At 29.2% G+C, this 22995-nt stretch carries 24 protein-coding genes; 8 read left to right on the forward strand and 16 right to left on the reverse strand.

Features of this window, described 5'->3' with window-relative positions; genetic code table 11:
* Nucleotides 1-10: 10 nt before the first annotated feature.
* From APAC_RS01515 to ribD, 5 genes are all read left to right on the forward strand, one after another.
* Nucleotides 11-286 carry a DUF448 domain-containing protein gene (locus APAC_RS01515; protein ID WP_130232433.1) on the forward strand — a complete coding sequence of 92 codons (276 nt, stop codon included), beginning with the start codon at nt 11-13 and terminating at the stop codon, nt 284-286.
* A complete protein-coding gene (gene infB, locus APAC_RS01520) occupies nt 276-2966 on the forward strand; it encodes a translation initiation factor IF-2 (RefSeq protein WP_130232434.1) in 2691 nt (896 codons plus the stop codon). The genes APAC_RS01515 and infB overlap by 11 nt, the downstream gene beginning before the upstream one ends.
* A 2-nt stretch (nt 2967-2968) precedes the next feature.
* Complete coding sequence (gene rbfA, locus APAC_RS01525; RefSeq protein ID WP_130232435.1) at nt 2969-3328, forward strand: 30S ribosome-binding factor RbfA; 360 nt, start codon at nt 2969-2971, stop codon at nt 3326-3328.
* On the forward strand, nt 3328-3756 hold the full coding sequence (gene rimP / locus APAC_RS01530) for a ribosome maturation factor RimP (protein ID WP_130232436.1): 429 nt from the start codon (nt 3328-3330) through the stop codon (nt 3754-3756). The genes rbfA and rimP overlap by 1 nt, the downstream gene beginning before the upstream one ends.
* A 94-nt stretch (nt 3757-3850) precedes the next feature.
* A complete protein-coding gene (gene ribD, locus APAC_RS01535; protein ID WP_130232437.1) occupies nt 3851-4858 on the forward strand; it encodes a bifunctional diaminohydroxyphosphoribosylaminopyrimidine deaminase/5-amino-6-(5-phosphoribosylamino)uracil reductase RibD in 1008 nt (335 codons plus the stop codon).
* Nucleotides 4859-4872: 14 nt separating this feature from the next.
* On the opposite strand, the gene efp is transcribed toward ribD, so the two are convergent.
* From efp to pheS, 7 genes are all read right to left on the reverse strand, one after another.
* On the reverse strand, nt 4873-5436 hold the full coding sequence (gene efp / locus APAC_RS01540) for an elongation factor P (RefSeq protein WP_130232438.1): 564 nt from the start codon (nt 5434-5436) through the stop codon (nt 4873-4875).
* An 11-nt stretch (nt 5437-5447) separates the two neighbouring features.
* Nucleotides 5448-7028, reverse strand: a complete 1581-nt coding sequence (gene serA / locus APAC_RS01545; RefSeq protein ID WP_130232439.1) for a phosphoglycerate dehydrogenase — start codon at nt 7026-7028, stop codon at nt 5448-5450.
* Between the two features lie 15 nt (nt 7029-7043).
* A complete protein-coding gene (locus APAC_RS01550; protein ID WP_130232440.1) occupies nt 7044-8696 on the reverse strand; it encodes a 30S ribosomal protein S1 in 1653 nt (550 codons plus the stop codon).
* A gap of 69 nt (nt 8697-8765) precedes the next feature.
* On the reverse strand, nt 8766-9602 hold the full coding sequence (locus APAC_RS01555) for a 4-hydroxy-3-methylbut-2-enyl diphosphate reductase (protein ID WP_130232441.1): 837 nt from the start codon (nt 9600-9602) through the stop codon (nt 8766-8768).
* 11 nt (nt 9603-9613) lie between these two features.
* The gene (gene aroA, locus APAC_RS01560) at nt 9614-10894 is read right to left on the reverse strand and encodes a 3-phosphoshikimate 1-carboxyvinyltransferase (protein WP_130232442.1); all 1281 of its coding nucleotides are present in this window, start codon (nt 10892-10894) and stop codon (nt 9614-9616) included.
* A 15-nt stretch (nt 10895-10909) separates the two neighbouring features.
* A complete protein-coding gene (gene pheT, locus APAC_RS01565) occupies nt 10910-13234 on the reverse strand; it encodes a phenylalanine--tRNA ligase subunit beta (protein ID WP_130232443.1) in 2325 nt (774 codons plus the stop codon).
* Nucleotides 13231-14223: a phenylalanine--tRNA ligase subunit alpha gene (gene pheS / locus APAC_RS01570; protein ID WP_130232444.1), complete on the reverse strand. Its 993-nt coding sequence runs from the start codon at nt 14221-14223 to the stop codon at nt 13231-13233. Before pheS ends, pheT begins: the two co-directional genes overlap by 4 nt.
* Nucleotides 14224-14343: 120 nt before the next feature.
* Between pheS and APAC_RS01575 the strand changes: the two genes are divergently transcribed.
* The gene (locus APAC_RS01575; protein ID WP_130232445.1) at nt 14344-14679 is read left to right on the forward strand and encodes a histidine triad nucleotide-binding protein; all 336 of its coding nucleotides are present in this window, start codon (nt 14344-14346) and stop codon (nt 14677-14679) included.
* A gap of 27 nt (nt 14680-14706) precedes the next feature.
* On the opposite strand, the gene accA is transcribed toward APAC_RS01575, so the two are convergent.
* The 8 genes from accA to APAC_RS01615 all read right to left on the reverse strand — a co-directional run bounded on the left by accA (nt 14707) and on the right by APAC_RS01615 (nt 21393).
* Entirely contained in the window at nt 14707-15642 is a 936-nt protein-coding gene (gene accA, locus APAC_RS01580; RefSeq protein WP_130232446.1) for an acetyl-CoA carboxylase carboxyl transferase subunit alpha, read from the reverse strand.
* 67 nt (nt 15643-15709) lie between these two features.
* Nucleotides 15710-16969, reverse strand: coding sequence for a beta-ketoacyl-ACP synthase II (locus APAC_RS01585; RefSeq protein ID WP_130232447.1), 1260 nt, complete (start codon nt 16967-16969; stop codon nt 15710-15712).
* A 119-nt stretch (nt 16970-17088) separates the two neighbouring features.
* Nucleotides 17089-17319 (reverse strand): acyl carrier protein, encoded by a 231-nt coding sequence (acpP, locus tag APAC_RS01590; RefSeq protein ID WP_130232448.1) that lies wholly within the window; start codon nt 17317-17319, stop codon nt 17089-17091.
* A gap of 83 nt (nt 17320-17402) precedes the next feature.
* The gene (fabG, locus tag APAC_RS01595) at nt 17403-18146 is read right to left on the reverse strand and encodes a 3-oxoacyl-ACP reductase FabG (protein ID WP_130232449.1); all 744 of its coding nucleotides are present in this window, start codon (nt 18144-18146) and stop codon (nt 17403-17405) included.
* Between the two features lie 60 nt (nt 18147-18206).
* Nucleotides 18207-18971 carry a 7-carboxy-7-deazaguanine synthase QueE gene (locus tag APAC_RS01600; RefSeq protein ID WP_130232450.1) on the reverse strand — a complete coding sequence of 255 codons (765 nt, stop codon included), beginning with the start codon at nt 18969-18971 and terminating at the stop codon, nt 18207-18209.
* Complete coding sequence (locus APAC_RS01605) at nt 18964-19497, reverse strand: 6-carboxytetrahydropterin synthase (protein WP_130232451.1); 534 nt, start codon at nt 19495-19497, stop codon at nt 18964-18966. Before APAC_RS01605 ends, APAC_RS01600 begins: the two co-directional genes overlap by 8 nt.
* Entirely contained in the window at nt 19497-20177 is a 681-nt protein-coding gene (gene queC, locus APAC_RS01610) for a 7-cyano-7-deazaguanine synthase QueC (RefSeq protein ID WP_130232452.1), read from the reverse strand. Before queC ends, APAC_RS01605 begins: the two co-directional genes overlap by 1 nt.
* Nucleotides 20170-21393 carry a molybdopterin molybdotransferase MoeA gene (locus APAC_RS01615; RefSeq protein WP_130232453.1) on the reverse strand — a complete coding sequence of 408 codons (1224 nt, stop codon included), beginning with the start codon at nt 21391-21393 and terminating at the stop codon, nt 20170-20172. Before APAC_RS01615 ends, queC begins: the two co-directional genes overlap by 8 nt.
* 81 nt (nt 21394-21474) lie before the next feature.
* Between APAC_RS01615 and APAC_RS01620 the strand changes: the two genes are divergently transcribed.
* On the forward strand, nt 21475-21879 hold the full coding sequence (locus APAC_RS01620; protein WP_130232454.1) for a hypothetical protein: 405 nt from the start codon (nt 21475-21477) through the stop codon (nt 21877-21879).
* Nucleotides 21879-22550: a 16S rRNA (uracil(1498)-N(3))-methyltransferase gene (locus APAC_RS01625; protein WP_130232455.1), complete on the forward strand. Its 672-nt coding sequence runs from the start codon at nt 21879-21881 to the stop codon at nt 22548-22550. The genes APAC_RS01620 and APAC_RS01625 overlap by 1 nt, the downstream gene beginning before the upstream one ends.
* Nucleotides 22551-22570: 20 nt before the next feature.
* Here the strand turns inward: APAC_RS01625 and APAC_RS01630 are convergent, their stop codons facing one another.
* Entirely contained in the window at nt 22571-22966 is a 396-nt protein-coding gene (locus tag APAC_RS01630) for a hypothetical protein (protein WP_130232456.1), read from the reverse strand.
* Nucleotides 22967-22995: the final 29 nt, after the last annotated feature.

Consider the following 22995-nt stretch of genomic DNA (forward strand, 5'->3'; position numbering starts at 1 on the left):
GGTATAATAATTGGCTAATTTGAAAAAGATCTTAAGAACTTGTATTGTTTGTAGAAAAAAATTCGAACAAAAAGAGTTATTAAGATTTAAATGTGAAAATGAAAAACTTGTGCAATATAACAACTATGGTAGAAGTTTTTATATTTGTGAGACTTGTTCAAAACAGATTCAAACGGATTTAAAAGTAAAAGATTTAAAACGATTGGAAAAAATACTAAACAAAGAGTGTAAAAGTAAAAATAACTTTGTTACACAACTTAAGGAGATACTAACAGATGTCAGATAAAGTAAGAGTTTATGAAATTGCAGAAGAGGCAGGGGCTAGCAGTCAAGATGTGATTGTAAAAGCAAAAGATTTAGGAATAGAGCTTAAATCACCTCAAAGTGCGGTATCATTTGAGGATGCTGAAGAGATTGCAAATTACATAATGACTGGTAAAAGTGCAAAATTAGCTAAAAAAGCACCTGCAAAACCAAAAAAAGAGATTAAAAAAGAAGTAGCTAAGCCTGTAGTTACAGAAGAAAAAGTTGAGAAAAAAGTTGAAGCTGCGACTAAATCAACTGAAGTTAAAAAAGTTAATGAAATAAAAAAACCTGCAATTTCTAAACCAAAGCCTGTTACAAGCTCTCAAGTAGAAAAAAAAGAAGAAGAAAATAAACCTGCAGTTAATCCTGAAAACAAAAATAAGATTGTTCCAAAAAGAAGAGGTTTAAAAATTGTTAAGAAAAACAATCCAAAACCAGCTGAAAAAACTGTTAACAACTCTTCTGTAGAGCAAACAGCAAAAAAACCTATGAAATCACTTAGTGAAATTTTAGGTGGAACTGAGACAAAAGAAGAGATAAAAACTAAAGATATCAAAATTCCACCTGCAAGTGCAGATGCTAAAAAAGCTAAATCTAAAAAAGAGAAGAAGAAACCAAGTCCAAGAGCACATGATCATGGAACTAAATTAGATGTAAGCTATTCAGATGACTTTAGAAGTTCAGATGATTCATTATTAGGTGAAGAAGTAGTATTACTTGATATGGATTTAAGTGATAATATTAAAATTTTAGATGAACCAAAACCTAACAATAATAACAATAACAAACAATCTAGAAGTTCTAGACCTGCTGCTTTTGGTAATGCTCCAAGAGGATTAAAAAGAGGTAAGAGAAAGAAAAGAGTTAGAAGAGAAGTTGAAGAGGTAGAAATTACTGAAGTAACAATTCCTGAAGATATCAGAGTTTATGAATTTGCAGAAGCTTGTGGTAAAAGTGCTGCTGAAGTAATCACTGTGTTATTTGGTTTAGGAATGATGGTTACTAAAAATGACTTCTTAAAACAAGATGAATTAGAAATATTAGGTGAAGAGTTTGGTATTGAAGTAACTGTTAAAGATGCTTTAGAAGATGCAAATTATGTTGAAGAATACCAAGAAGAAGAGATTGATGATTCAAACTTTGTTACAAGACCTCCTGTTGTAACTATTATGGGACACGTTGACCATGGTAAAACTTCTTTACTTGATAAGATTAGAGAATCAAAAGTTGCTGCTGGTGAAGCGGGTGGAATTACTCAGCATATTTCATCTTACACTGTAGAAAAAGATGGTCAAAAAATTACATTTGTAGATACTCCAGGTCACGCAGCTTTCTCTGAAATGAGATCAAGAGGTGCAGATATTACTGATATTATCATTATTGTAGTTGCAGCTGATGATGGTGTTAAACAACAAACTGAAGAGGTTATTTCTCATGCAAAAGCTTCAGGTTGTCCAATTATTGTTGCTATGAATAAAATTGATAAAGAAGCAGCTAATCCAGATATGGTAAAAGCTCAAATGGCAGAGAGAGATATGACTCCTGTTGATTGGGGTGGAGAGACTGAATTTATTGGTGTTTCTGCTTTAACTGGTGAAGGAATTGATGATTTATTAGAAAATATTCTTTTACAATCAGAAATTTTAGAGCTTAAAGCAGACCCAGAAGCTAAAGCAAAAGCTGCAGTTGTTGAAGCATCTTTAGAAAAAGGTAGAGGTCCAGTTGCAACAGTTATTGTTCAAAACGGTACATTAAAAGTTGGTGATAATATTGTTTGTGATACTACATATGGTAGAGTAAAAGCAATTACTGATGATAATGGAAAACCTATTAAAGAATTAGGTTTATCTGAAACTGGTACAGTTTTAGGATTAAATGATATTCCTGTATCTGGTTCTGTAATGGTTGTTCAAGATTCTGATAAAGAAGCTAGAGATATTGCAACTAAAAGAGCTGAGCATGCAAGAGCTAAAGAGTTGTCAAAATCTACAAAAGTTTCACTTGAAGAGATGAGTGGATTAATTGCAGAAGGTAAAATTAAACAACTTCCAGTTATTGTTAAAACAGATGTATCTGGTTCACTTGAAGCTATTAAAGGTAGTTTAGAAAAAATCCAAAATGATGAAGTAAAAGTAAAAGTAGTTCATGCAGGGGTTGGTGGAATTACTGAATCAGATTTAATTTTAGCAAGTGCATCTGAAGGATGTATTATTTTAGGATTTAATGTAAGACCAACAGGTGCTGTTAAAAATAAAGCAAAAGCTGATGGTATAACAATTAATACATATTCAATTATTTATGATTTAATTGATGATATTAAAGATACATTATCTGGTATGATGAGTGCAGTAATTAGAGAAGAAAATACTGGACAAGCTGAAGTTAGAGATACATTTGTAGTTCCAAAAGTTGGAACAGTTGCTGGATGTATTGTAACTGATGGTAAAGTAATCAGAGGTGGTCATGCTAGAATCATTAGAGATGGTGTTGTAACTTACACTGGTAAAATTTCATCATTAAGAAGATTTAAAGATGATGTTAAAGAAGTTGGTAATGGTTATGAGTGTGGTATTATGTTTGAAAAATTCAATGACATCAAAAATGGTGACTTCATTGAAACATTCATTCAAATAGAAGAAAAAGTTTCTATAGACGACTAATAATGAAAAGTATAAACTTACAAAGAACGGAATCACTTCTTATGGAGTTGATTCCCGAAGCACTTTCAAATCTATCAGATAGCAGAATTAATTCACTACCTATTACAGCAGTTAATTGTAAAAATGGTAAGTATGATGCGATTGTTTATTTTGATGGAAGTGATTTTGAACAAAAAGAAATTCCAGGTGTAATTTCTGCACTTCAAAAAGCAAATGGAAGAATTAAATCTCATGTATTAGCAAGTACTGGTTGGTATAAGTGTCCTAATTTTAAATTTCAAAATGATACTTCTTTAGAAAAATCAATGAATATAGAAGCATTATTTGCACAAATAGAAAAAACAAAAAAAGAAGAAGAGTAATGAATTTAGAAGAATCAATTAAATTAGCAGTTGAATCACTAGGTGCTCAACTTTATGATATTGTAAATACAAAAGAACATGACAAAAACATTTATAGAGTTTATGTTACAAGTCCTGAGGGAATTAACTTAGATAAATGTGCTGAAATTTCAAGAATGATTTCTCCTATTTTAGATGTAAATGAACCAATGAGTGGAGAGTATACTTTAGAAGTAAGTTCACCAGGAATTGAAAGAAAGTTAAGAAAAACTGAACATTTTAAAGCATCAATTGGAGAAAAGGTTAAAGTAAAAGATATTGCAACTGAAATTTACAAAGGTGAACTTTTAAGTGCAGATGATGAAAAAATAATAATTAAAACTGAATTTGGAGAAGAAGAGGTTTCTTATAGCTCAATCTTATCAGCATCAACTTATTTTGAATGGTAATTAGAATTTTCTAATTACTATTTTAACTACTAATTTACTCTTATTTCAATATACTTCTTTTTATATATTAAAACTTTTTTACGGAATTTAACAAATGAAAATTAATGATCAATTTTTTATGAAATTAGCTATTGATGAAGCTTGGAAATATCAATTTTTAACTTATCCTAATCCTGCTGTTGGATGTGTAGTAGTTAAAGGTGATAGTGAAATACTATCAATTGAAGCTCATAAAGAAGCGGGTATGCCTCATGCTGAAGTAAATGCATTAAAAGAAGCATATTTAAAGTATCATCCAAATGATTTATTAAAGATGAAAAAAACTTCCCATGAAATACATGATTATTTAATTAAAAATCATAATGGTTTTTTTAATGATTGCAAAATATATGTAACATTAGAACCATGTAATCATGAGGGAAAAACACCAGCTTGTGCAAATTTACTTAAAGAGTTAAAACCAAAAAAAGTAATCATTGCACATGAGGATATGAATAATATTGCAAGAGGTGGGGCAGAAACTCTCAAAGGTGAAAATATTGATGTGAACATTGGTTGTATGAAAAAAGAGGCCTATGAGCTTTTATATCCATTTCTAAAATGGAATAGTGGAACATTTATTTTTTATAAAATGGCACAAACGTTAAATGGTTGTATTGATGGTGCAATTTCAGCAAACCAAGCAAAAGCATATGTGCATACATTAAGAGACAAAATAGATTTACTTTTAATAGGTGGGAATACAGTGAGAACTGATAAACCAACACTTGATGCAAGATTTATTGCAGGACGTGCTCCTAATGTAATGATTTATAGTAAAAACAAAGTATTTGATAGTAATATCCCACTATTTAAAATACCAAATAGAAAAGTTATAGTTAGTGATGATTTATTTAAACTACTTGATTATAAGTTTGTTATGGTTGAAGGAACTTATAATTTATTAGATACTTTAAAAGATAGACTAGATTATATTTTACTAATAGTAAATCCAAAAATTAGAAAAGGCGTAAATGCTTTAAATGATTTGGATATTAATTTTGAGATAGTTCATGAGAACTATATAGGGGAAGAAAAACTCTTATTTTTAAAAAGAAAGTAAAAAGCTTTCGCTTTTTACTTAACTTTCTCGATGTATTCACCAGTTCTTGTATCACACTTGATTACATCACCTTCCACAATATGGAAAGGAATTTGTACAACTGCACCTGATTCTAAAGTAGCTGGTTTTTTACCACCTTGAGAATCACCTTTAAAGTTAGGTGGAGTTTCTACAATTTTTAATTCAACTGTCATTGGTGGCTCAACTGTAATTGCATTACCATTGAAGAACATCATATCAACATTCATTCCATCAATAATCCAATCAGCAGCTTCACCAACTTGGTCATAAGTTAAACCAATTTGCTCATATGTTTCAGTGTTCATGAATTGTAACATTTCACCATCATCATATAAGTATTGCATTTGACTTTGTTGTAAGTCTGGAGTAGTACATTTATCACCTGCATGGAAAGTTTTTTCAATAACTTTACCATTTAAAAATGATTTGATTTTACATCTAACAAATGCTGCACCTTTACCAGGTTTTACGTGTTGGTATTCTGTAATTTTATATGGAACACCATCAAGTTCAATTTTAAGACCTTTTTTTAATTCACTCATACCAATATTTGCCATTAGTATTCTCCTTAAATTTCTGCATAAGCAACTGATTTAGCTGCTTGGATATTTTCAAGTTCTTTGATAACATTTGAACTTGCTTTTTCATCAATTAAAATAACTGCTAAAGCACCATCTTTTTGTCTCGATAATCTAAAGTCTGCAATATTGATGTTAGAGTTTGCTAAAGTTTTACCAACTTCACCAATAACACCTGGAACATCTTCATTTCTCATGATTAACATTTTACCTTGTGGTTCAATGTCTAATGCAAATCCATTAAGCTCTACGATTCTTTGAACATCATCATTAAATACAGTTCCTGAAATTGTTTGTACACCTTTTGATGTAGTAAATTTAATAGAAACTTTATTTTGATATCCACTATGATTTGAGAATTTAGATGTAGTAATTTCTATACCTTTTTCCTCAGCTATAAAATTAGCATTTACATAATTAATATCCTCAGTTGATACTGCAAGTGCACCAACTGTTGCAAATGTTTCTAATGATTCTAAATATTCAGCAATTTCACCTTCAGCTGCAATGTTTATAGATCTAATTTCAGTTTTATCACTTTGAGCTATTAAGAATGCCATTTTTTGTGTTAACTCAATGTATGGTTTTACAAATGAAGGAATTTTACTCTCATCAATTGGTAAATTTAATGCATTTGGATATGCAATTCCTCTTGCTGATTCAATAGCATTATTTGCTGCTTGAACAGAGATTTCTCTTTGAGATTCTTTTGTATTTGCACCTAAGTGTGCAGTTACAGTTACATTTGGTAAATCTAATAATGGGTGATCAGTAGCAGGCTCTTTTTTGAATACATCAATACCAGCCATAGCAATTTTTCCTGACTTTAAGTTGTTTACTAATGCATCTTCATTATATAAACCACCTCTAGCACAGTTAATTAATACTACACCATCTTTCATTTTAGCAATTTCTTCTTCACCAATCATATCGATTGTCTCTTTATTTTTTGGTGTGTGAATAGTAATAATATCACAATCTAAAATGTCTTCGAAGTTTGTTGTATATTTAATACCTAAATCAGTTGCTTTTGTTGAAGGAATATATGGGTCGTATGTAATTACGTCCATTTCAAATGATTTAGCTCTTAATGCAACTCTATGTCCAATGTTACCAAAACCAATAACACCTAATTTTTTACCATAAAGTTCTCTACCATACCAATCTTCTCTTTTCCAAATTCTTTGGTCTTTTAATTGACCATGAGCATAAGGAAATTTTCTCATACAAGATAACATGTGAGTCATAGTTAATTCAACTGCTGCAATAGTATTAGCAGTTGGTACATTCATCGCAATGATACCTCTTTTTGAACAACCTTCCATATCAACATTATCATAACCAACACCGGCTCTGATAATTGCTTTTAAGTTAGTTGCTGCATTTAAGAATTTTTCATCCACATCTGTTGAAGATCTTGTAATTGCAACGTCAGCATCTTTGATAACATCTAAAAGTGCTACTTTATCAATGTCTGCTGCATAAACATAATTTACATCTTCTGTATTTTGCAGGATTTCTAATCCTGCATCATGAATGTGGTCACAAACTACAATTGTATGTTTACTCATTTAAATAAGTCCTATTTATTTGATTTGATCTTTTAATAAATCACCTAAAGTCATAGATGAGTCATCATTAACAGATTTTAATACTTCTCTTTCTTGTTGTTGCTCTAATCTTTTAACAGATAATCTAACTCTATTTCTTTTAGTATCAATATTTACAACAACAGCTTCAATTTCATCACCATTATTAATTTCTTCAACATTTAATGGACCAAAATCTTCATTTCTAATTAAACCATCTAAGTTGTTCTCTAGTTTAATAAATACTCCGAAGTCTTTTTTATCTTTTACGTTTCCTTTTACGATATCACCTAATTTGTGAGTATCTTGGAATCTTTGTGCTGGAGAATCTGCAATTTCTTTAATTGATAATGAAATATTCTCTTTTTCTCTATCAATTTTGATGATTTTAACTTCTACATCATCACCTTTTTTGAAGATTGATTTACATTTTGTATTTGGCTCCCATGAAGCTTCTTCATTATGTAATAAACCATCAACATCTCCAATAGTAACAAATGCACCAAAATCAGTTAATGTAGCAATTTTTCCTTTTACAACATCACCAACATTAAACTCTTTTGTGAATTTTGCAAATGGTTTTTCTTGTAAGTTCTTTAACGATACTCTTAATCTTTTTTTATTTACATCTAATTCAATAACTTCAACGTTAATTTCTTCACCTAAAGTTAATAACTCTTTTGGATTTTTAACGTTTTTATTCCATGAAATTTCAGAAATATGTAATAAACCTTCAATGTCATTTCCTAAATCAACAAATGCACCATAAGATTCAAAGTTAGAAACAGTAACAGTAATTGTATCACCAACTTCTAATTCGTCTTTAATCTCTTCCCATGGATTTGCAAGTGCTGCTTTAATAGATAATGATAAGTGTTGTTTTGCTTTATCGTAAGATAATACAACAACAGTAACTTCATCACCTTCATTGTAGTAGTTAGCTGGATTAACTGGACCTTTGTATGAGATTTCATTGTAGTTTACTAAACCATCAATTCCACCTAAATCTACAAACATACCATAAGAAGTAATTTTTTTGATTGTTCCGTTTACTGCTTCACCACTTTCCATGATTTCAGCAACTTTGTTATCTTTAACAGCTTTAGCTTCTTCAATTAATTTTTTTCTAGAAACAATAATTGAATTTTGTGCTTTGTTAACTTTTAAAACTTTTGCTTTAACAGTTTTACCTACAGCACCTTGAGCTTTTAAGAAAGATTGAGCCATTGGCATGAAGTATTCACAACCTTCTTCATCTTCAATGATAAATCCACCTCTGTTTTTAACAGAAACAACTTTACCTTCGATTGTTACATCTTCTACATCTTCACCATATTTTTCAACAAATGCATCAAACTTAGCTTTTTGTAAAACTTTTTTATGAGAGATATTTGGTCTTTCACCTCTGTTACCCATTAACATAACTGGAATTGAATCACCAACGTTATATTTAACTTCACCACCAATTGTGATCTCACTTGGGTTTAATTGACCTTCAATTTTTTGACCAACATCAACTAGTACTCTATCATTAGTAATTTCAACAATTACACCATCAACTACAGAATTATTTTCAGCATTCTCAAAAGACTCATTAAGCATTTGCTCAAAATCAAAGTCTTCACCTAAATCTATATCATCGATACCCATTTTATTCCTTCATATTTACCATTTTTATTAAATGGGACGATTATACATTAAATTGCCTTAAAAAGTTGCTTAGTTAATTAATTCTATTTTATTCACAACCTGTTGAATTATCCAATCTGGCGTTGAAGCGCCTGCTGTTACACCACATAAAGTTTTATTTTTAAACCAAGATTCTTCTATTTCTGATTCATTTTCAATTAAATATGAGTCATCGCAACTCTCTTTACAAATTGCATGGAGTTGCTTAGTATTTGAAGAGTTTTTACCTCCAATAACTACCATAACATCAACTTCTTTTGAAATTTCTCTTGCAGCATCTTGATTTTCAAAAGTTGCATCACAAATTGTATTAAATACTCTAACCTCTTTATTTTTTAAAATTAATGCATTTACAATTTCTAGATATTTCTCTTTTTTCTTTGTTGTTTGTGCAACAGTTGCAATTTTATTGTTTTTAAATTCTAAATTTTCTAATTCACTTGGTTCCATTATTATATGAACATCTTGAGCATCTTCAGCATAAGAAGCAACTCCTTTAACTTCTGGATGATGCTCATCTCCAAAAATTAAAATAGAATAATTTTCTTTTGACATTTTCTTTACTATTTGCTGAGGAGTAGTAACAAATGGGCAAGTTGCATTTATAACTTTTGCTTTTTGTTTTCGTAAGTTTTTTAAATCATTTTTAGGAATACCATGTGTTCTTATAATGATTGTATCATTATCTTTAACATCCTCTAATCCATTATATAATCCAACGTTAAAATCATTTTTTAATCTATTGATTTCATCTTGGTTATGAATTAGTGGCCCCATAGTTGAAGAGTTTTTGTAATCTTCAGCAATTTTAATTGCTCTTTTTACTCCAAAACAAAAACCATAATTAGCTGCTAATTTTACTTTCACAATAATTATCCTTATTTATATAAAGAGTCTAATATCTCTTTAAAATTAGGAAATGATGTTAATATACAATCAACATCTTCTATTTCCATATCACTATTTAAACCTGCAATTGCAAAACTCATAGCAATTCTGTGATCACCATGTGAATCAATAGTAGCTTTTGAAATTGTACCACCTGTGATTTCATATCCATCTTCAAATTCAGTAAATTCTACACCACATTTTTCTAGATTGTTTACAACTGATTTGATTCTATCAGATTCTTTTACTCTTAATTCACTGGCATTTTTAACAATTGATTTTCCATTTGCTAAACTCATTGCAATAGAAAGAGCAGGTAGTTCATCAATTAACCAAGAGATGTTTTCACTAACTTCTACACCATTTAGTTCATTGTTTATTACTTCAATATCACCAATTGGCTCATAAATATTCTCTTTTTCAATAAAGTTTACTATTGCACCCATTCTTTTTAATACTTGATATGCTTCAATTCTAGTTGGGTTTAAAGTTACATTTTTAATTACAACTCTTGCACCTTTTGTAATGGCAGCAGCTACTGCAAAGAAAAATCCAGAACTTGGATCTGTTGGAACAGTTATATTTAAAGGTTTTAAATGACCTGTTAAAGGGTGAATATTTATAAATCCTTCCTCATCATTTTCTAATTTTGCTCCCATACCTTTTAACATTCGTTCTGTATGGTCTCTTGTTAATTCATTCTCTTTATATTTAGAAACTCCAGTTGCTCTAAGTGCTGCAAGAATCATAGCTGATTTAACTTGTGCTGAATCAACAGGTGAGTGATATGTAAATGGCTTTAACTCTTTTACACCTCTAATAAATAGGGGAGCTTTATTTCCATTTTCTCTTCCATCAATATTTGCTCCAATACTTCTTAATGGATCTGCAACTCTTTTCATTGGTCTTGCATGAAGGTATTTATCACCTGTTAGTGTAAATGCACCATCAACTGAAGCTAATAAACCACAAAATAGTCTCATAGCAGTTCCAGAGTTTCCACAATCAAGCACATTAGATGGCTCTGTTAGTTTATCAGTGGGAGTTATTTCAACACTACTTCCATCTCTTTTAACTTTTGCTCCAAGTTGCTCTACAATACTTAGAGTATTTAAAGTATCTTCTGCTGTTAAAAAGTTTTTAACATATGAAGTTTGGTTTGAAAAAAGTGAAAACATAGCACATCTATGTGAGATTGATTTATCACTTGCAATATTGTCAATTTCAATGTTAAATGGTTTATCTAACTTTTTAATACTAAACTTTTCCACTTTTTTCCTTTTAATTTATTGTCTTAATCCAATAGATAATTTTTTATCTAAGGCATCTAAAATAGAATTCATTGATGTTAAAATATCTTCTTCTTCCATAGTTTTTTCATCATCTTGTAAAACAAATCTAATTGTTAAACTCTCATTTTCACCAAGTTTTTCATCACTATAAATATCAATTAAATTAAATTGTTTAATTCTTTTATCGTTTAATGAATTGATAACATCTTTAATTTTTTTGTATTCTAAATCTTTTGGAGCAATAATACTTAAGTCTTTTTTTGATGCTTGGAATTTAGAATAAGATTGAGTTTTTACTAAATCATTTTTTAATGCATCAAAATCAAGTTCAGCAATAAATGTATCACCTAAATCATAATCTTCACAAACACTAGGGTGTAATTTTGAAATATATCCAATTTCTTTCCCCTCTATTATTACTTTTGCACTTTGATAAGGGTGCACAAAATCATTTTGAATATTCTCTAAAGTTTCTAAATCAAACTTTCCAACTGTATTTAAAATCTTTTTAGCAAATGAGAAGAAATCAATATTTTCAGGTTTCCCAGAATTTGAAACATCTTCTTGTGCTATTGCACCTGTTTGAATAAATGAAATCTTTTTTGATTCATTTCTATTTTCATCAAATACTGTTCCTATTTCAAAAAATGCAGTTGATCTTGCTCCATTTTTGAAATTGTTTGAACAAGCTTCCACTAAATTTAATAAAATTGTACTTCTAAACGTATTCAACTCTTTTACGATAGGGTTTAAAATATCAAGATTGTCTTTAACTGTTTTAAATCCATATTTTTCTAAGTTCTCTTTTGAACTAAATACATAAGTAAGCGTTTCATAAAACCCATTTTCAATAGCTTTTGCTCTTAATCTATTTTTCTTTACTAAATCTAAAGAAGTTTTATTTACTCTATTTACTTCATCAATAGCAAGAGGCTTTGCAATAATATTATCAATACCGATTATTCTTACTATCTCTTCTGTAACATCAGCAATATTTTTGATGTCATGTCTAAACTGAGGTATCTTAACTACAAGAATATTATCACCTGTATCTTTAACCTCAAATTGAAGTGATGTTAAAATTCTTTCAATTTCTGTTTTTTCAATATTTTGACCAATAATTGAATTGATTTTATTAACATTAACATCTAAAGCAATTTTCTCTTCCTCTTCAACAAAAGATTCACTACCTTTATAAATTAAAGCTCCATTATCTGATACTATTGAAGTAAAGTAATTAATACCATACTCAATATCAGGCTCACTTCCTCTAGAAGTTCTATAATAGATATCACCAGTTTTAATTTTAGTTTCAAAAACTTTTTTCGATACTAACTCTGGATTAACGTAAGATGCTTCAATTATAAAATTAGTCTCATTTGCTTCAATTTTATTGTGCTCTATTCCTATTTTACTTAAGTGTTCTGTGCCATAAGTATTATCAAAACCTTGAGTATCTTTTTTTACATGAATAATACTAAGGTCACCTTTTTTAATGGCTTTTTCTTTTGGATAAGCATTTAAAATTACACCAGTACAGTGAGTAACATATGATAAGATATTAGCTATGTCATTTGAGTCTTGATATTTATCAATTATACCTACTCTGATTTTTTGTAATACACTAAGTTTAAACTCTGAAAAATCAATAGCTTTAAAAACTAGTGAAGTATCAATTTTATTTTCACATTCTACTTCTAATACTTGACCAATACCAAAATCATTAAAGTTAGAGTGGTTTTCAAATTCATTTAATGGGATATTATAAAAAGCACTTAATTCTCTAGCAACTCCAGCAATACTTAAACAATCACCTCTATTTGCTGTTAACTCAATCTCAATAATTTCATCATTTAATAATGGATATTCACAAAGTTCTTTACCAATAATTAATTCACCTATAGAATCATCAAGTTCTAAAATACCATCATTTAATTTTGCCATACCAATTTCAGTTGATGAACAAATCATTCCATTTGATTCAACACCTCTTAGTTTAGCTTTTTTGATTTTAAATCCACCACCTAAATTACAACCATTAATTGCAACTGGTACATATTGACCCGCATCTACATTTTTCGCACCACAAACAATTTGTACCTGTTCTGTTCCAATGTCAACTTGACAAATATTTAATTTATCAGCATCAGGGTGTTTTTCTTTTTCTAATACTTTTCCAAGTACAACTTTTGAAGGGATTGAGATTTTTTCTAAACTGTCAACTTCTAGTCCAATTGAATTAAGTGCTTTACAAATATCTTCAGTAGATATTTTTGAAATATCAATAAACTCTTGTAACCAATTTCTTGTAACTATCATTTAAACTGTCCTATTAATCTTGTATCACTTTCAAATAATGATCTTAAATCACCAATATTGTGAATTAACATAGCAAATCTTTCAACTCCTAATCCAAATGCATAACCAGATTTATTTTCATATCCAACTGCTTTAAATACATTTTCATCAACAACCCCACAACCAAGAACCTCAAGCCATCCTGTTTGTGAACAAACTCTACATCCATCACCTTTACAAAATACACATGAGATATCAACTTCAGCTGAAGGTTCAGTAAATGGGAAGAACGATGGTCTAAATCTAACATCAACATCACCAAACATATGATGTAGAAATTCCACTAACACATGTTTTAAATTTGCAAATGAAATTTTATCTGCTTCATCAACTACTAATGCTTCAATTTGATGGAACATTGGAGTGTGTGTAATATCAAAATCTCTTCTAAATACAGTTCCTGGAGCAATCATTCTAATTGGTGTTGATTGATTTAACATAGTTCTAATTTGTACTGGAGAAGTATGAGTTCTAAGTAGTGTATAATCTTTATTGTAGAACGTATCTTGCATATCTCTTGCAGGGTGATATTTAGGTAAGTTTAATGCTTCAAAGTTATGGAAATCATCTTCAACTAATGGACCTTCTTCAACTGCAAAGTTTAAATTCTGAAAATAAGTAATAATTCTATCCATTGTTTCAACTACAGGGTGAGTTGCACCACATGATAATTCATTATTAAATTTTGTAACATCAATTTTTTCTGATGCAAGTTTTTGATTTAAAGCCTCTTTTTCTAAAATTATTTTTTTTGCTTCAATTGCTTCATTAACTTGTGCTTTCTGTTTATTCAAATTTTCTGCAAAAGCTTTTTTTTCTTCAGCTGGAACACTTTTCATTTTAGCAAACTCAGAAGTTATAACACCTTTTTTACCTAGTGTTTCAATTCTTAAGTTTTCTAACTCTTCAAGTGATGCTGCATTGTTGATTTTTTCAATCCAAATAGTCACTTCTTTTCCCCTAAATTTCTATGTTTTAATATCATCATATTTATAATTTATGGCGATTATACTTAAAGATTTATTAGAGTTTGGTTATAATGTTTTTTATATCAATTTCAAGGAAAAAAGATGTGCATTTTTTGTAAGATTGTAGCAGGTGAAATACCAAGCAATAAAGTTTTAGAAGATGAGAATTTCTTATGTTTTCATGACATAAATCCAACTAGAAAAATTCATGTATTAATTATTCCAAAAAAACATTATGAATCTTTTGATGTTGTAGATCCATCAATTATGTCAGGACTTACTGAATTTACGCAAAAAGTTGCTAAAGAATTAAATGTAAGTGAAAGTGGATACAGATTAATTACAAATATTGGGAGTGATGGTGGACAAGAAGTACCACATTTACATTTTCATTTAATAGGTGGTGAACCTGTGGGTAGGTTAGTTAGAGAAAAATAAGAGAAGCTATTCTCTTGTTTTTTCTTTTTACTCTTGGAAAGATCCTAAAGCCATGATTTTTTCATATTTCTTTTGGTATCTTTGAGCTGGAGTTAGTTGTTTTAACTCTTCAAGAGAAGTTAAAAAATACTCTTTTAATGCTCTAATTGCTTCTTCTTTTTGTCTATGAGCTCCAATTAAAGGTTCATTTACAACATCATCAATTAATTTTAAATCTTTTAAATTCTCAGCTGTAATTCTAAGTGCATTTGCAGCTGTTTCAACTTTTGATGGGTCATTCCATAAAATCGCACTACAACCTTCTGGTGAAATAACTGCATAAACAGAATATCTCATCATTGCAAGTTTATCTGCAACTGAAATTGCAAGCGCTCCACCTGAACCACCTTCTCCAATTACAACTGAAACAGTTGGTGTTGTTAAGTCTGCAAACTCAAAAAGGTTTGTAGCAATTGCTTCAGATTGATTTCTCTCTTCAGCACCAATTCCAGGATATGCACCTGGAGTGTCTACTAACATTAGAATTGGAATTTGAAATTTCTCAGCCATTTTAGCTGCTCTTAGAGCTTTTCTATATCCTTCAGGACTTGGCATACCAAAGTTTCTATGAAGCTTATCTTTAGTACCTCTACCTTTTTGCTCACCAATTACCATTACTTTTTGTTCACCAATAAAACCTAAGTAACATACAATTGCACTATCATCTACATAGTGTCTATCACCATGGATTTCATATGCATCAGTTAAAATCTCATTAATATAATCCATTGCATAAGGTCTATCCGGATGTCTTGCAAGTTGTAATTTTTGATAATCACTTAAATTCTTAAAAGTCTTTTCAACTTCTTTTTCAAGTTTTTTTTCTAAAATCTCTACAGCATGTTCATCTGCTTTAGTTTTAGCAATAATAATATCTTCTTCAATTTTTTTTATTTTATCTTCAAAATCTAAATAAGCTGCCAAATTATTTCCCCTTTAATAAAAAAAAAGAGCTAGTTCATTACTAACTCTTTTCGTACATAGGTATTTATTAGTCGTTATATTTTTTAAATATAACAGAACCGTTTGTTCCACCAAACCCAAAGTTATTACTCATAACTGTAGTTAACTCAGCTTTTCTTGCTGTATTAGGAACGTAATCTAAATCACATTCAGGATCTTGATTTTCAATATTAATTGTTGGAGGAATAATTCCTTCTGTTAATGCTTTAATTGTAAAAATCGCTTCAATAGCACCAGCAGCTCCTAAACAGTGACCAATTTGACCTTTTGTAGAAGATACAGGAGGGCAATTTTCAGCTCCATCAAATAAAGCTTTAATAGCTGCAGTTTCATTTTTATCTCCAACTGGAGTAGAAGTACCGTGAGCATTAATATAATCAATTTTTGGATATTCACCAGTTAATGTTTTTGCTACTTCAAATGCAGCTTTCATAGCTCTTAGTGGACCATCAACTACTGGTGCAGTAATATGGTTTGCATCTCCAGATTCACCAAATCCAATGATTTCACAGTAGATTTTAGCTCCTCTTGCTTTTGCAGATTCTAAATCTTCTATTACAAGTGCTCCTGAACCTTCACCCATTACAAATCCATCTCTATCCGTATCAAATGGTCTTGAAGCTTTTTTAGGATCATCATTTCTAGCACTTAATGCTTTCATTGCAGCAAATCCACCAACTCCAGCACCACAAACAGCACTTTCAGCACCAACAACTAAAATTCTATCAGCTCCACCAAGCATGATTGTTTTTGTTGCATCTGCAATTGCGTGTGTAGAAGCAGCACAAGCAGTTACACAAGATAAACTTGGTCCCTTTAAATTGTGCTCAATTGAAATAAAACCACTTAACATATTTGCTAAAGCAGAAGGAATAAAGAAAGGAGATATTTTTCTTGGTCCTCTATTTGCACATACAACTGAGTTTTTCTCAATTGTAGATAATCCACCAATTCCAGAACCTGAAATAATTCCAAATCTATCAGCAATTGAATCATCAACTTTCTTGTTTTCTTGTGATACAAAACCTGAATCAATCATAGCCTCTAAACCAGCTTTGATTCCTAATTGAATAAATCTATCAGCTTTTTTTACCTCTTTTTTGTCCATTACTGTAGTTGGATCAAAATTTTTTACCTCTCCAGCAATTTGAACAGGGAACTCAGATGCATCAAATAATGTGATTTTATCAATACCACATTCTCCTTTAACTACTGCATCAAATGATTCTTTTACACTGTGACCTGTAGAATTAATAGTACCTAAACCTGTTACAACTACTCTTCTCATTAAATAAGCTCCAATTTTTGTTTATTATTTGTTATTTGAAAATATTCAATTTTTTACAAAAAACTCAATATTTTAAATTTAAAAATAGAAGAGTTAACTCTTCTATTTAAGCGTATAAATTACGCGTTATCTTCGATGTATTTAATAGCATCAGCAACAGTTAAGATTTTTTCAGCATCTTCATCTGGGATTTCGATGTCAAATTTCTCTTCTAATGCCATAACTAGCTCAACTACGTCTAAAGAGTCAGCACCTAAATCTTCAATAAATTTTGAATCTTCTTTAACTTCTGCTGGATCGCAATCTAATTGCTCAACAACTACTTCTTTTACATCATCTAATAATGCCATATTTATTTCCTTTTATAAAATTAACACTGAATTATAACCAAAAAGGTTTAAATTCTCTTTTAAATTTATTAAATACGTTTATATTAAACGTATAAACCACCATTAACTTTTAATATTTCACCTGTAATATATGATGAATGATCACTTAATAAAAATGCAACTGCATCAGCAATTTCACTTGGTTGACCAAATCTTGAAAGTGGAATATTTCTTTCATATTCTGCTTTTACTTCTTCTTTTAATTCATCTGTCATGTCAGTTTGAATAAATCCAGGTGTAACTGCATTATATCTAATTCCTCTTGCAGCTGCTTCTTTTGCAAATGATTTAGTCATTGCATTTAATCCACCTTTTGAAGCTGAATAGTTAGTTTGTCCAGGATTTCCCATTTCTCCAACAATTGAAGAGATATTTACAATAGATCCAAATTTCTTTTTACCCATAGCCTTTAATGCACCTTTACATCCAATAAATGCAGATGTTAAGTTTGCAGCAATTACATCATTGAAGTCTTCAACTGACATTCTTAATGCTAACTTATCTCTAGTAATTCCGGCATTGTTAACTAAGTATGCTAACGCACCATCAGCATCAATAATTGTTTTAATTGCATCATTAAATTCATCTTCTTTAGTAACATCTGCTTTAATAATTGCAGCTTGACCACCAGCAGCTTCAATTTCAGCTTTAATTGCTTCAGCAGCTTGGGCTCCACTTCTGTAGTTAATCCATACTTTTAACCCATAACCAGCTAAAGTTTTTGCAATTTGTGCTCCAATACCTCTTGATGCACCAGTAACTAATACATTTGAACCTGTAAAATTCATTGCTTTCCTTTGATTTGTTTAAAAATTTTTACATTATATCTAAATAAGGCTAAAGTTTATTTATACACCTCTTTTATTATCCCATACCCGAATATGTAATCTATCACAATATTTGTAGCCATTTTGAATAGCCATATTAATAACATCTTCACTATTTTCACTAATTTGTTGTGCTGTATCACCCATAGGCATTAAGAAAACTTCGCATTTTGGAATATCTTTTAATATTTCGCGAATTTCTTCTTTTGCATCATTCTTAAAATCTTTTCCAATTACGAATTTTAAATATGATTCATTTGTATTTGTAAGTACTTTTGTAAGTGTTTCTTTGTTTACTCTTTTTTTTAGTGGTTCAAGGGAATTACTTAGTTTTACACTCATGGAAAATAAAATTTTCTTTTGATACTCTTTTGTAAAGTTAAGATTTAATGAGGCATTTGTTTCAATAGTTACTTTGTGACCATCATTTATGTAGTGTTCTAATAGTTTTTGAAACTCTTCTTTATTCCAATAAAGTAATGGTTCCCCACCAGTTATAACTATATCCATTTTATAATCATAGGTATAGATATTTGTTAATTTATCAACTTCAGAGACAATATCTTCATAAGATTTGTATTTTGTCCAAGTATCTTTAAACTCTTTATCAACTGCAAAATAAGAATCACAAGCACATTTTTTAATTCCACTTGGAGTTTCATACTCAACCATAAAACCTTCACAAGTGAAATTACATTTTCCAAATCTAATAAAAACTGATGGAGTTCCTACAAGTTTTCCTTCACCTTGAATTGTTGGACCAAAAATCTCATTTACTTCAAGCATAAAATGTACTTTTACTTTTTGGTGTTTCTAAAAATTCTATGTGAGAAACTTCAACATTTAGTTTTGCCATTTTTTTAGCAACTATTTTTAAAAGCCAAGCTGAAATATTTTCACTTGTTGGAACAAAATCAACTATTACATAACCTTCATAAAGTTCAGTTATATAAGATTCTTCATCTTTGAATTTTGTTAAATCTACTAAAGAATAACCTTCATCAAATTTAACTAACTCATCTTTTTTTATATCTGGAAGTAACTTTGAAAATAATGGGTCATTAATATCAAGGATAAATTTATGGTCTAGTACATCATCTAAAAATAGTTTAAACCAATTTAGGTGTTTAAAGTCAGTTACCATTCCATCTTTTAATTCTTCAGCTTGTAAATAAACAATTACTTTTCCTTGATGACCATGTAAATGTCTACATTTAAGACATGAATCAATTGAGAATTCAGAGTTTAAAGTTTGTGACCAAACTCTATGCCCATAACAAAAATCAAACTCTTTTGATATTTTCCAATGCATTATATAGCCTTGTAAGGTATTGGATCACTAGAACCTGCTTCTTTAAATCCATTTAATCTTAATCTACAAGAATCACAAACACCACAAGCTTCATTTTGTTCTTTATAACAAGACCAAGTATGTTCTAATGGTACATCTAACTTTAGTGCTTCTTGTACAATTTGTGCTTTTGAAAGATGAACTAATGGAGTTTTTATCTCAATTTTTGTCTCTTCTTTTGTTCCTTGATTGATTGCCTTTGTCATATCTTGTATAAATTCATCTGTACAATCAGGATAGCCTGAACTATCTTCTTGAACAACGCCAATATACATAGCAGTTGCTTCTTCTTTTTCAGCAATTGCTGCAGTTATTGAAAGAAAAATTCCATTTCTAAATGGTACATAAGTTATTGGAACTCCAGGTTTTACACCTTCAGTTGGGACATCAATAGATGAATCCGTTAATGCACTAGCTCCAATTTGTGTGAAAAAGGGGATATCAATTTCATATTTTTCTAAAATTCCTAAATCATTACAAATATCTCTAAATGCTTTTAATTCTCTTTGTTCTGTTCTTTGCCCATAATTAAAATGAACAGCAATTATTTCATAACCATCATTTTTAGCTATATATGAAGCTAAAGTAGAGTCCATTCCTCCACTTAATATACATATTGCTTTTTTAGCTGTGCTACTCATGTGTTAAAAAGTCCTTATTCTCTTTATTAAAAAATTTCCAATTTATAGGAAGTATTTTTACTAAACTATCTTTAGTTAGTTTTTCTACTTTTTCATCAATCACTATCATTGAATTACTACTACTTAATGTAGAAACCATTCCTGGACTTCTTTTTTTAGATATTGAGAAATATTCTCCATTAAAAGTTCCAGGTATTATAGTTACTCTACCTTTTTTTAATATCAATTCTTCATCTAATTTTCCTAAAATATAATTAGGATAAATCTCATTTGAGCCAATTAATTTTTGAATTAAAACTCTTCCAAACAGTTCAAGTATTAATGAACTTGCAAGGGGATTACCTGGAAGATTTAAAATATATGTATTATCTATTTTGCCTAAAACAGTAGGTTTTCCAGGTTTTATAAAAATGCCATCAAAAATATTTTCATAATTTAGTTTATTAATTGCATCTTTTGTAAAATCAGCATCTCCAACTGAAACTCCACCAGAAGTTATAATTAAATTTGCATCTAAACTATTTTGAATTAATTGTTTAATTGATTCTACACTATCTTTAGCTTGACCTATAAAGTTTACATCACAACCTAACTCTTTAGCTCTTGATATTAAAGTTGGAGTATTTGAATTATAAATTTGATGGGGTTCAATTTTTTCATAGTGAAGTTTTAACTCTTCACCGCTAGAAAAAACTACTATTTTTGGTTTTTTATAAACTTTAATATGTGTTATGCCTTGACTAGCTAATAGTGTGACTTTTGCAAAATTTATTTCATCGCCTTTTGTAATTAAAAGTTCATTCTCTTTTATATCTTCACCAATAAATCGTATGTGTTGAAATTCTTTAACTTGTTTTTCTATTTTTATATTGCCATTATCAAGTTCTTTTGTATCTTCTTTTGGAACAATTGCTGTTGCATTTGAAGGAATTCGTGCACCCGTCATAATCTTAATACAACTGTTTTCATCTAATAAACTATTATTATCATCACCAGCAAAAATGGTATCTATAATTTTTAATTCTTTATCTTTTGATTTATGAATAATAGCATATCCATCCATAGCAGAATTATTAAATTTTGGTAATGATTGATTAGCATAAATATCTTGTGAAATAATTCTATTAACAGCATTTTCTATTGGTATAATTTCAAACTCCAAGTTTATATTTAAACTTGAGATAATCTGTATAGCTTCATGAATATTAATAGCCACAATATTCCTTTTTTTTGAAATAAAAAACTTATGACAAGTTAGATATAATACCAAAAAATTTTAAAAGAGAGATAAACAATCATGGAATTAATGCAAAGCGCAATCCAAACTCACGTATATGTAATATATTTTTTTCTAGCAGTTATGCTATTTAATTTATACTCAGTTAGTACACAAAAAGATTTTATAAAATTAGCTAAAAGATTAAGATTTATGACTCCTTTATATCATTTAACAAACGCTATTGTAATTTACACAGGAACTATTGTTGCTTTTTATGCTCAATATTTTAGTCTTACAATTGCTTTAATGATTCCTGCTTCTATTTTCTTATTAGTTATTGAGATTAAAAGATATAAAAAAATGAGAGTTATAAAAAGTGGTGATATTCAACTACAAGAAGAGTTTTATAAGTATGCTAAAAAAATCTATATAATTGAAATTATGGTTTTAGTTTTTGTTTATATGATTTCTAAGGTATTTTAATGCAATTTACATATGATGAAAATTGTGGTGAATCTATATTAACAATCAAAGATGATGTTTATAAATATTTAATAAAAGCAAGACGTCATAAAATAGAAGATGAAATTTATTTTAGAAATTTAAAAGATAATAATATATATTTATATCAACTTATTGATATTTCTAAAAAAGATGCTATTTTTAAACTTGTTTCAAGTGAAGAAAAAATAGTTTCAAATCAAAAGAAATTACACCTTGGTTGGTGTATAGTTGACCCTAAAACAGTTGAAAAATATATTGCTTCATTAAATGAATTAGGCTTAGATAAAATTACATTTATATATTGTGAATATTCACAAAAGAATTTCAAAATAAATTTAGAAAAATTAGAAAAAATTTTAATTAACTCTTCAAGTCAATGTGGAAGAAGTGATATTATAAAACTTGATATTTGTAAAACTTTAGATGAATTCTTAGAAAAAAATGATGATGTATATTTTTTAGATTTCTCAACTACAAATGTAGATTCTAAAAAGAATAATATTAAAACTTTAGTTCTTGGTTGTGAAGGCGGTTTTTCAACAAATGAAAGAGATGATTTTGATAAAGATAAAGTTGTTGGATTTGATAGTAATTTAATTTTAAGAAGTGAAACTGCAGCTATAAGTGCAGTTTCAAAAATATTGGTATAAAAGTAAGAACTTTTACTTTTTTACCAATTTCTAACTAATGCATGACATCTAGAACATGCATTTAACATATCAGAGTATGCGTTTGTAGCATTGATATATGCTTTTTCTTCTAAGTTCAATTCTAAAACACTTGAACTTAAAGTAATTCTTTCAGCTGCATTTTTAGCAACATTTACTAAGTGTTTTTTATTCTCAGGTAAATATTGAGCGATTACTTTTTCATCCGAAAATAGTGCATTACCTTCTTTTACAGATTTTAAACCTTTATTAATTAATTCAATATTATTATTTAGAAAACCTTTTTGAATTTCAATCATTCCGTTTTCCATTTGTGACATTGATTTCATCATAACATCATTAGCATTAGCAGCTGCAAATAATAATGTTGATGCAATAATTAATTTTTTTAAACCCATCTGATTCTCCTTGATTTATATATTTAATG

Origin of the sequence: Malaciobacter pacificus (genome assembly GCF_004214795.1) — a bacterium.
Taxonomy (GTDB): domain Bacteria; phylum Campylobacterota; class Campylobacteria; order Campylobacterales; family Arcobacteraceae; genus Malaciobacter_A; species Malaciobacter_A pacificus.

Excerpts from the sequence above, each read along its gene's own strand:
- infB (WP_130232434.1), top strand. The coding sequence starts at position 276 with ATGTCAGATAAAGTAAGAGTTTATGAAATTGCAGAAGAGGCAGGGGCT.
- rbfA (WP_130232435.1), top strand. The coding sequence starts at position 2,969 with ATGAAAAGTATAAACTTACAAAGAACGGAATCACTTCTTATGGAGTTG.
- rimP (WP_130232436.1), top strand. The coding sequence starts at position 3,328 with ATGAATTTAGAAGAATCAATTAAATTAGCAGTTGAATCACTAGGTGCT.
- ribD (WP_130232437.1), top strand. The coding sequence starts at position 3,851 with ATGAAAATTAATGATCAATTTTTTATGAAATTAGCTATTGATGAAGCT.
- efp (WP_130232438.1), bottom strand. The coding sequence starts at position 5,436 with ATGGCAAATATTGGTATGAGTGAATTAAAAAAAGGTCTTAAAATTGAA.
- serA (WP_130232439.1), bottom strand. The coding sequence starts at position 7,028 with ATGAGTAAACATACAATTGTAGTTTGTGACCACATTCATGATGCAGGA.
- APAC_RS01550 (WP_130232440.1), bottom strand. The coding sequence starts at position 8,696 with ATGGGTATCGATGATATAGATTTAGGTGAAGACTTTGATTTTGAGCAA.
- pheT (WP_130232443.1), bottom strand. The coding sequence starts at position 13,234 with ATGATAGTTACAAGAAATTGGTTACAAGAGTTTATTGATATTTCAAAA.
- APAC_RS01575 (WP_130232445.1), top strand. The coding sequence starts at position 14,344 with ATGTGCATTTTTTGTAAGATTGTAGCAGGTGAAATACCAAGCAATAAA.
- APAC_RS01585 (WP_130232447.1), bottom strand. The coding sequence starts at position 16,969 with ATGAGAAGAGTAGTTGTAACAGGTTTAGGTACTATTAATTCTACAGGT.
- acpP (WP_130232448.1), bottom strand. The coding sequence starts at position 17,319 with ATGGCATTATTAGATGATGTAAAAGAAGTAGTTGTTGAGCAATTAGAT.
- fabG (WP_130232449.1), bottom strand. The coding sequence starts at position 18,146 with ATGAATTTTACAGGTTCAAATGTATTAGTTACTGGTGCATCAAGAGGT.
- APAC_RS01600 (WP_130232450.1), bottom strand. The coding sequence starts at position 18,971 with ATGCTTGAAGTAAATGAGATTTTTGGTCCAACAATTCAAGGTGAAGGA.
- APAC_RS01605 (WP_130232451.1), bottom strand. The coding sequence starts at position 19,497 with ATGCATTGGAAAATATCAAAAGAGTTTGATTTTTGTTATGGGCATAGA.
- queC (WP_130232452.1), bottom strand. The coding sequence starts at position 20,177 with ATGAGTAGCACAGCTAAAAAAGCAATATGTATATTAAGTGGAGGAATG.
- APAC_RS01620 (WP_130232454.1), top strand. The coding sequence starts at position 21,475 with ATGGAATTAATGCAAAGCGCAATCCAAACTCACGTATATGTAATATAT.
- APAC_RS01625 (WP_130232455.1), top strand. The coding sequence starts at position 21,879 with ATGCAATTTACATATGATGAAAATTGTGGTGAATCTATATTAACAATC.
- APAC_RS01630 (WP_130232456.1), bottom strand. The coding sequence starts at position 22,966 with ATGGGTTTAAAAAAATTAATTATTGCATCAACATTATTATTTGCAGCT.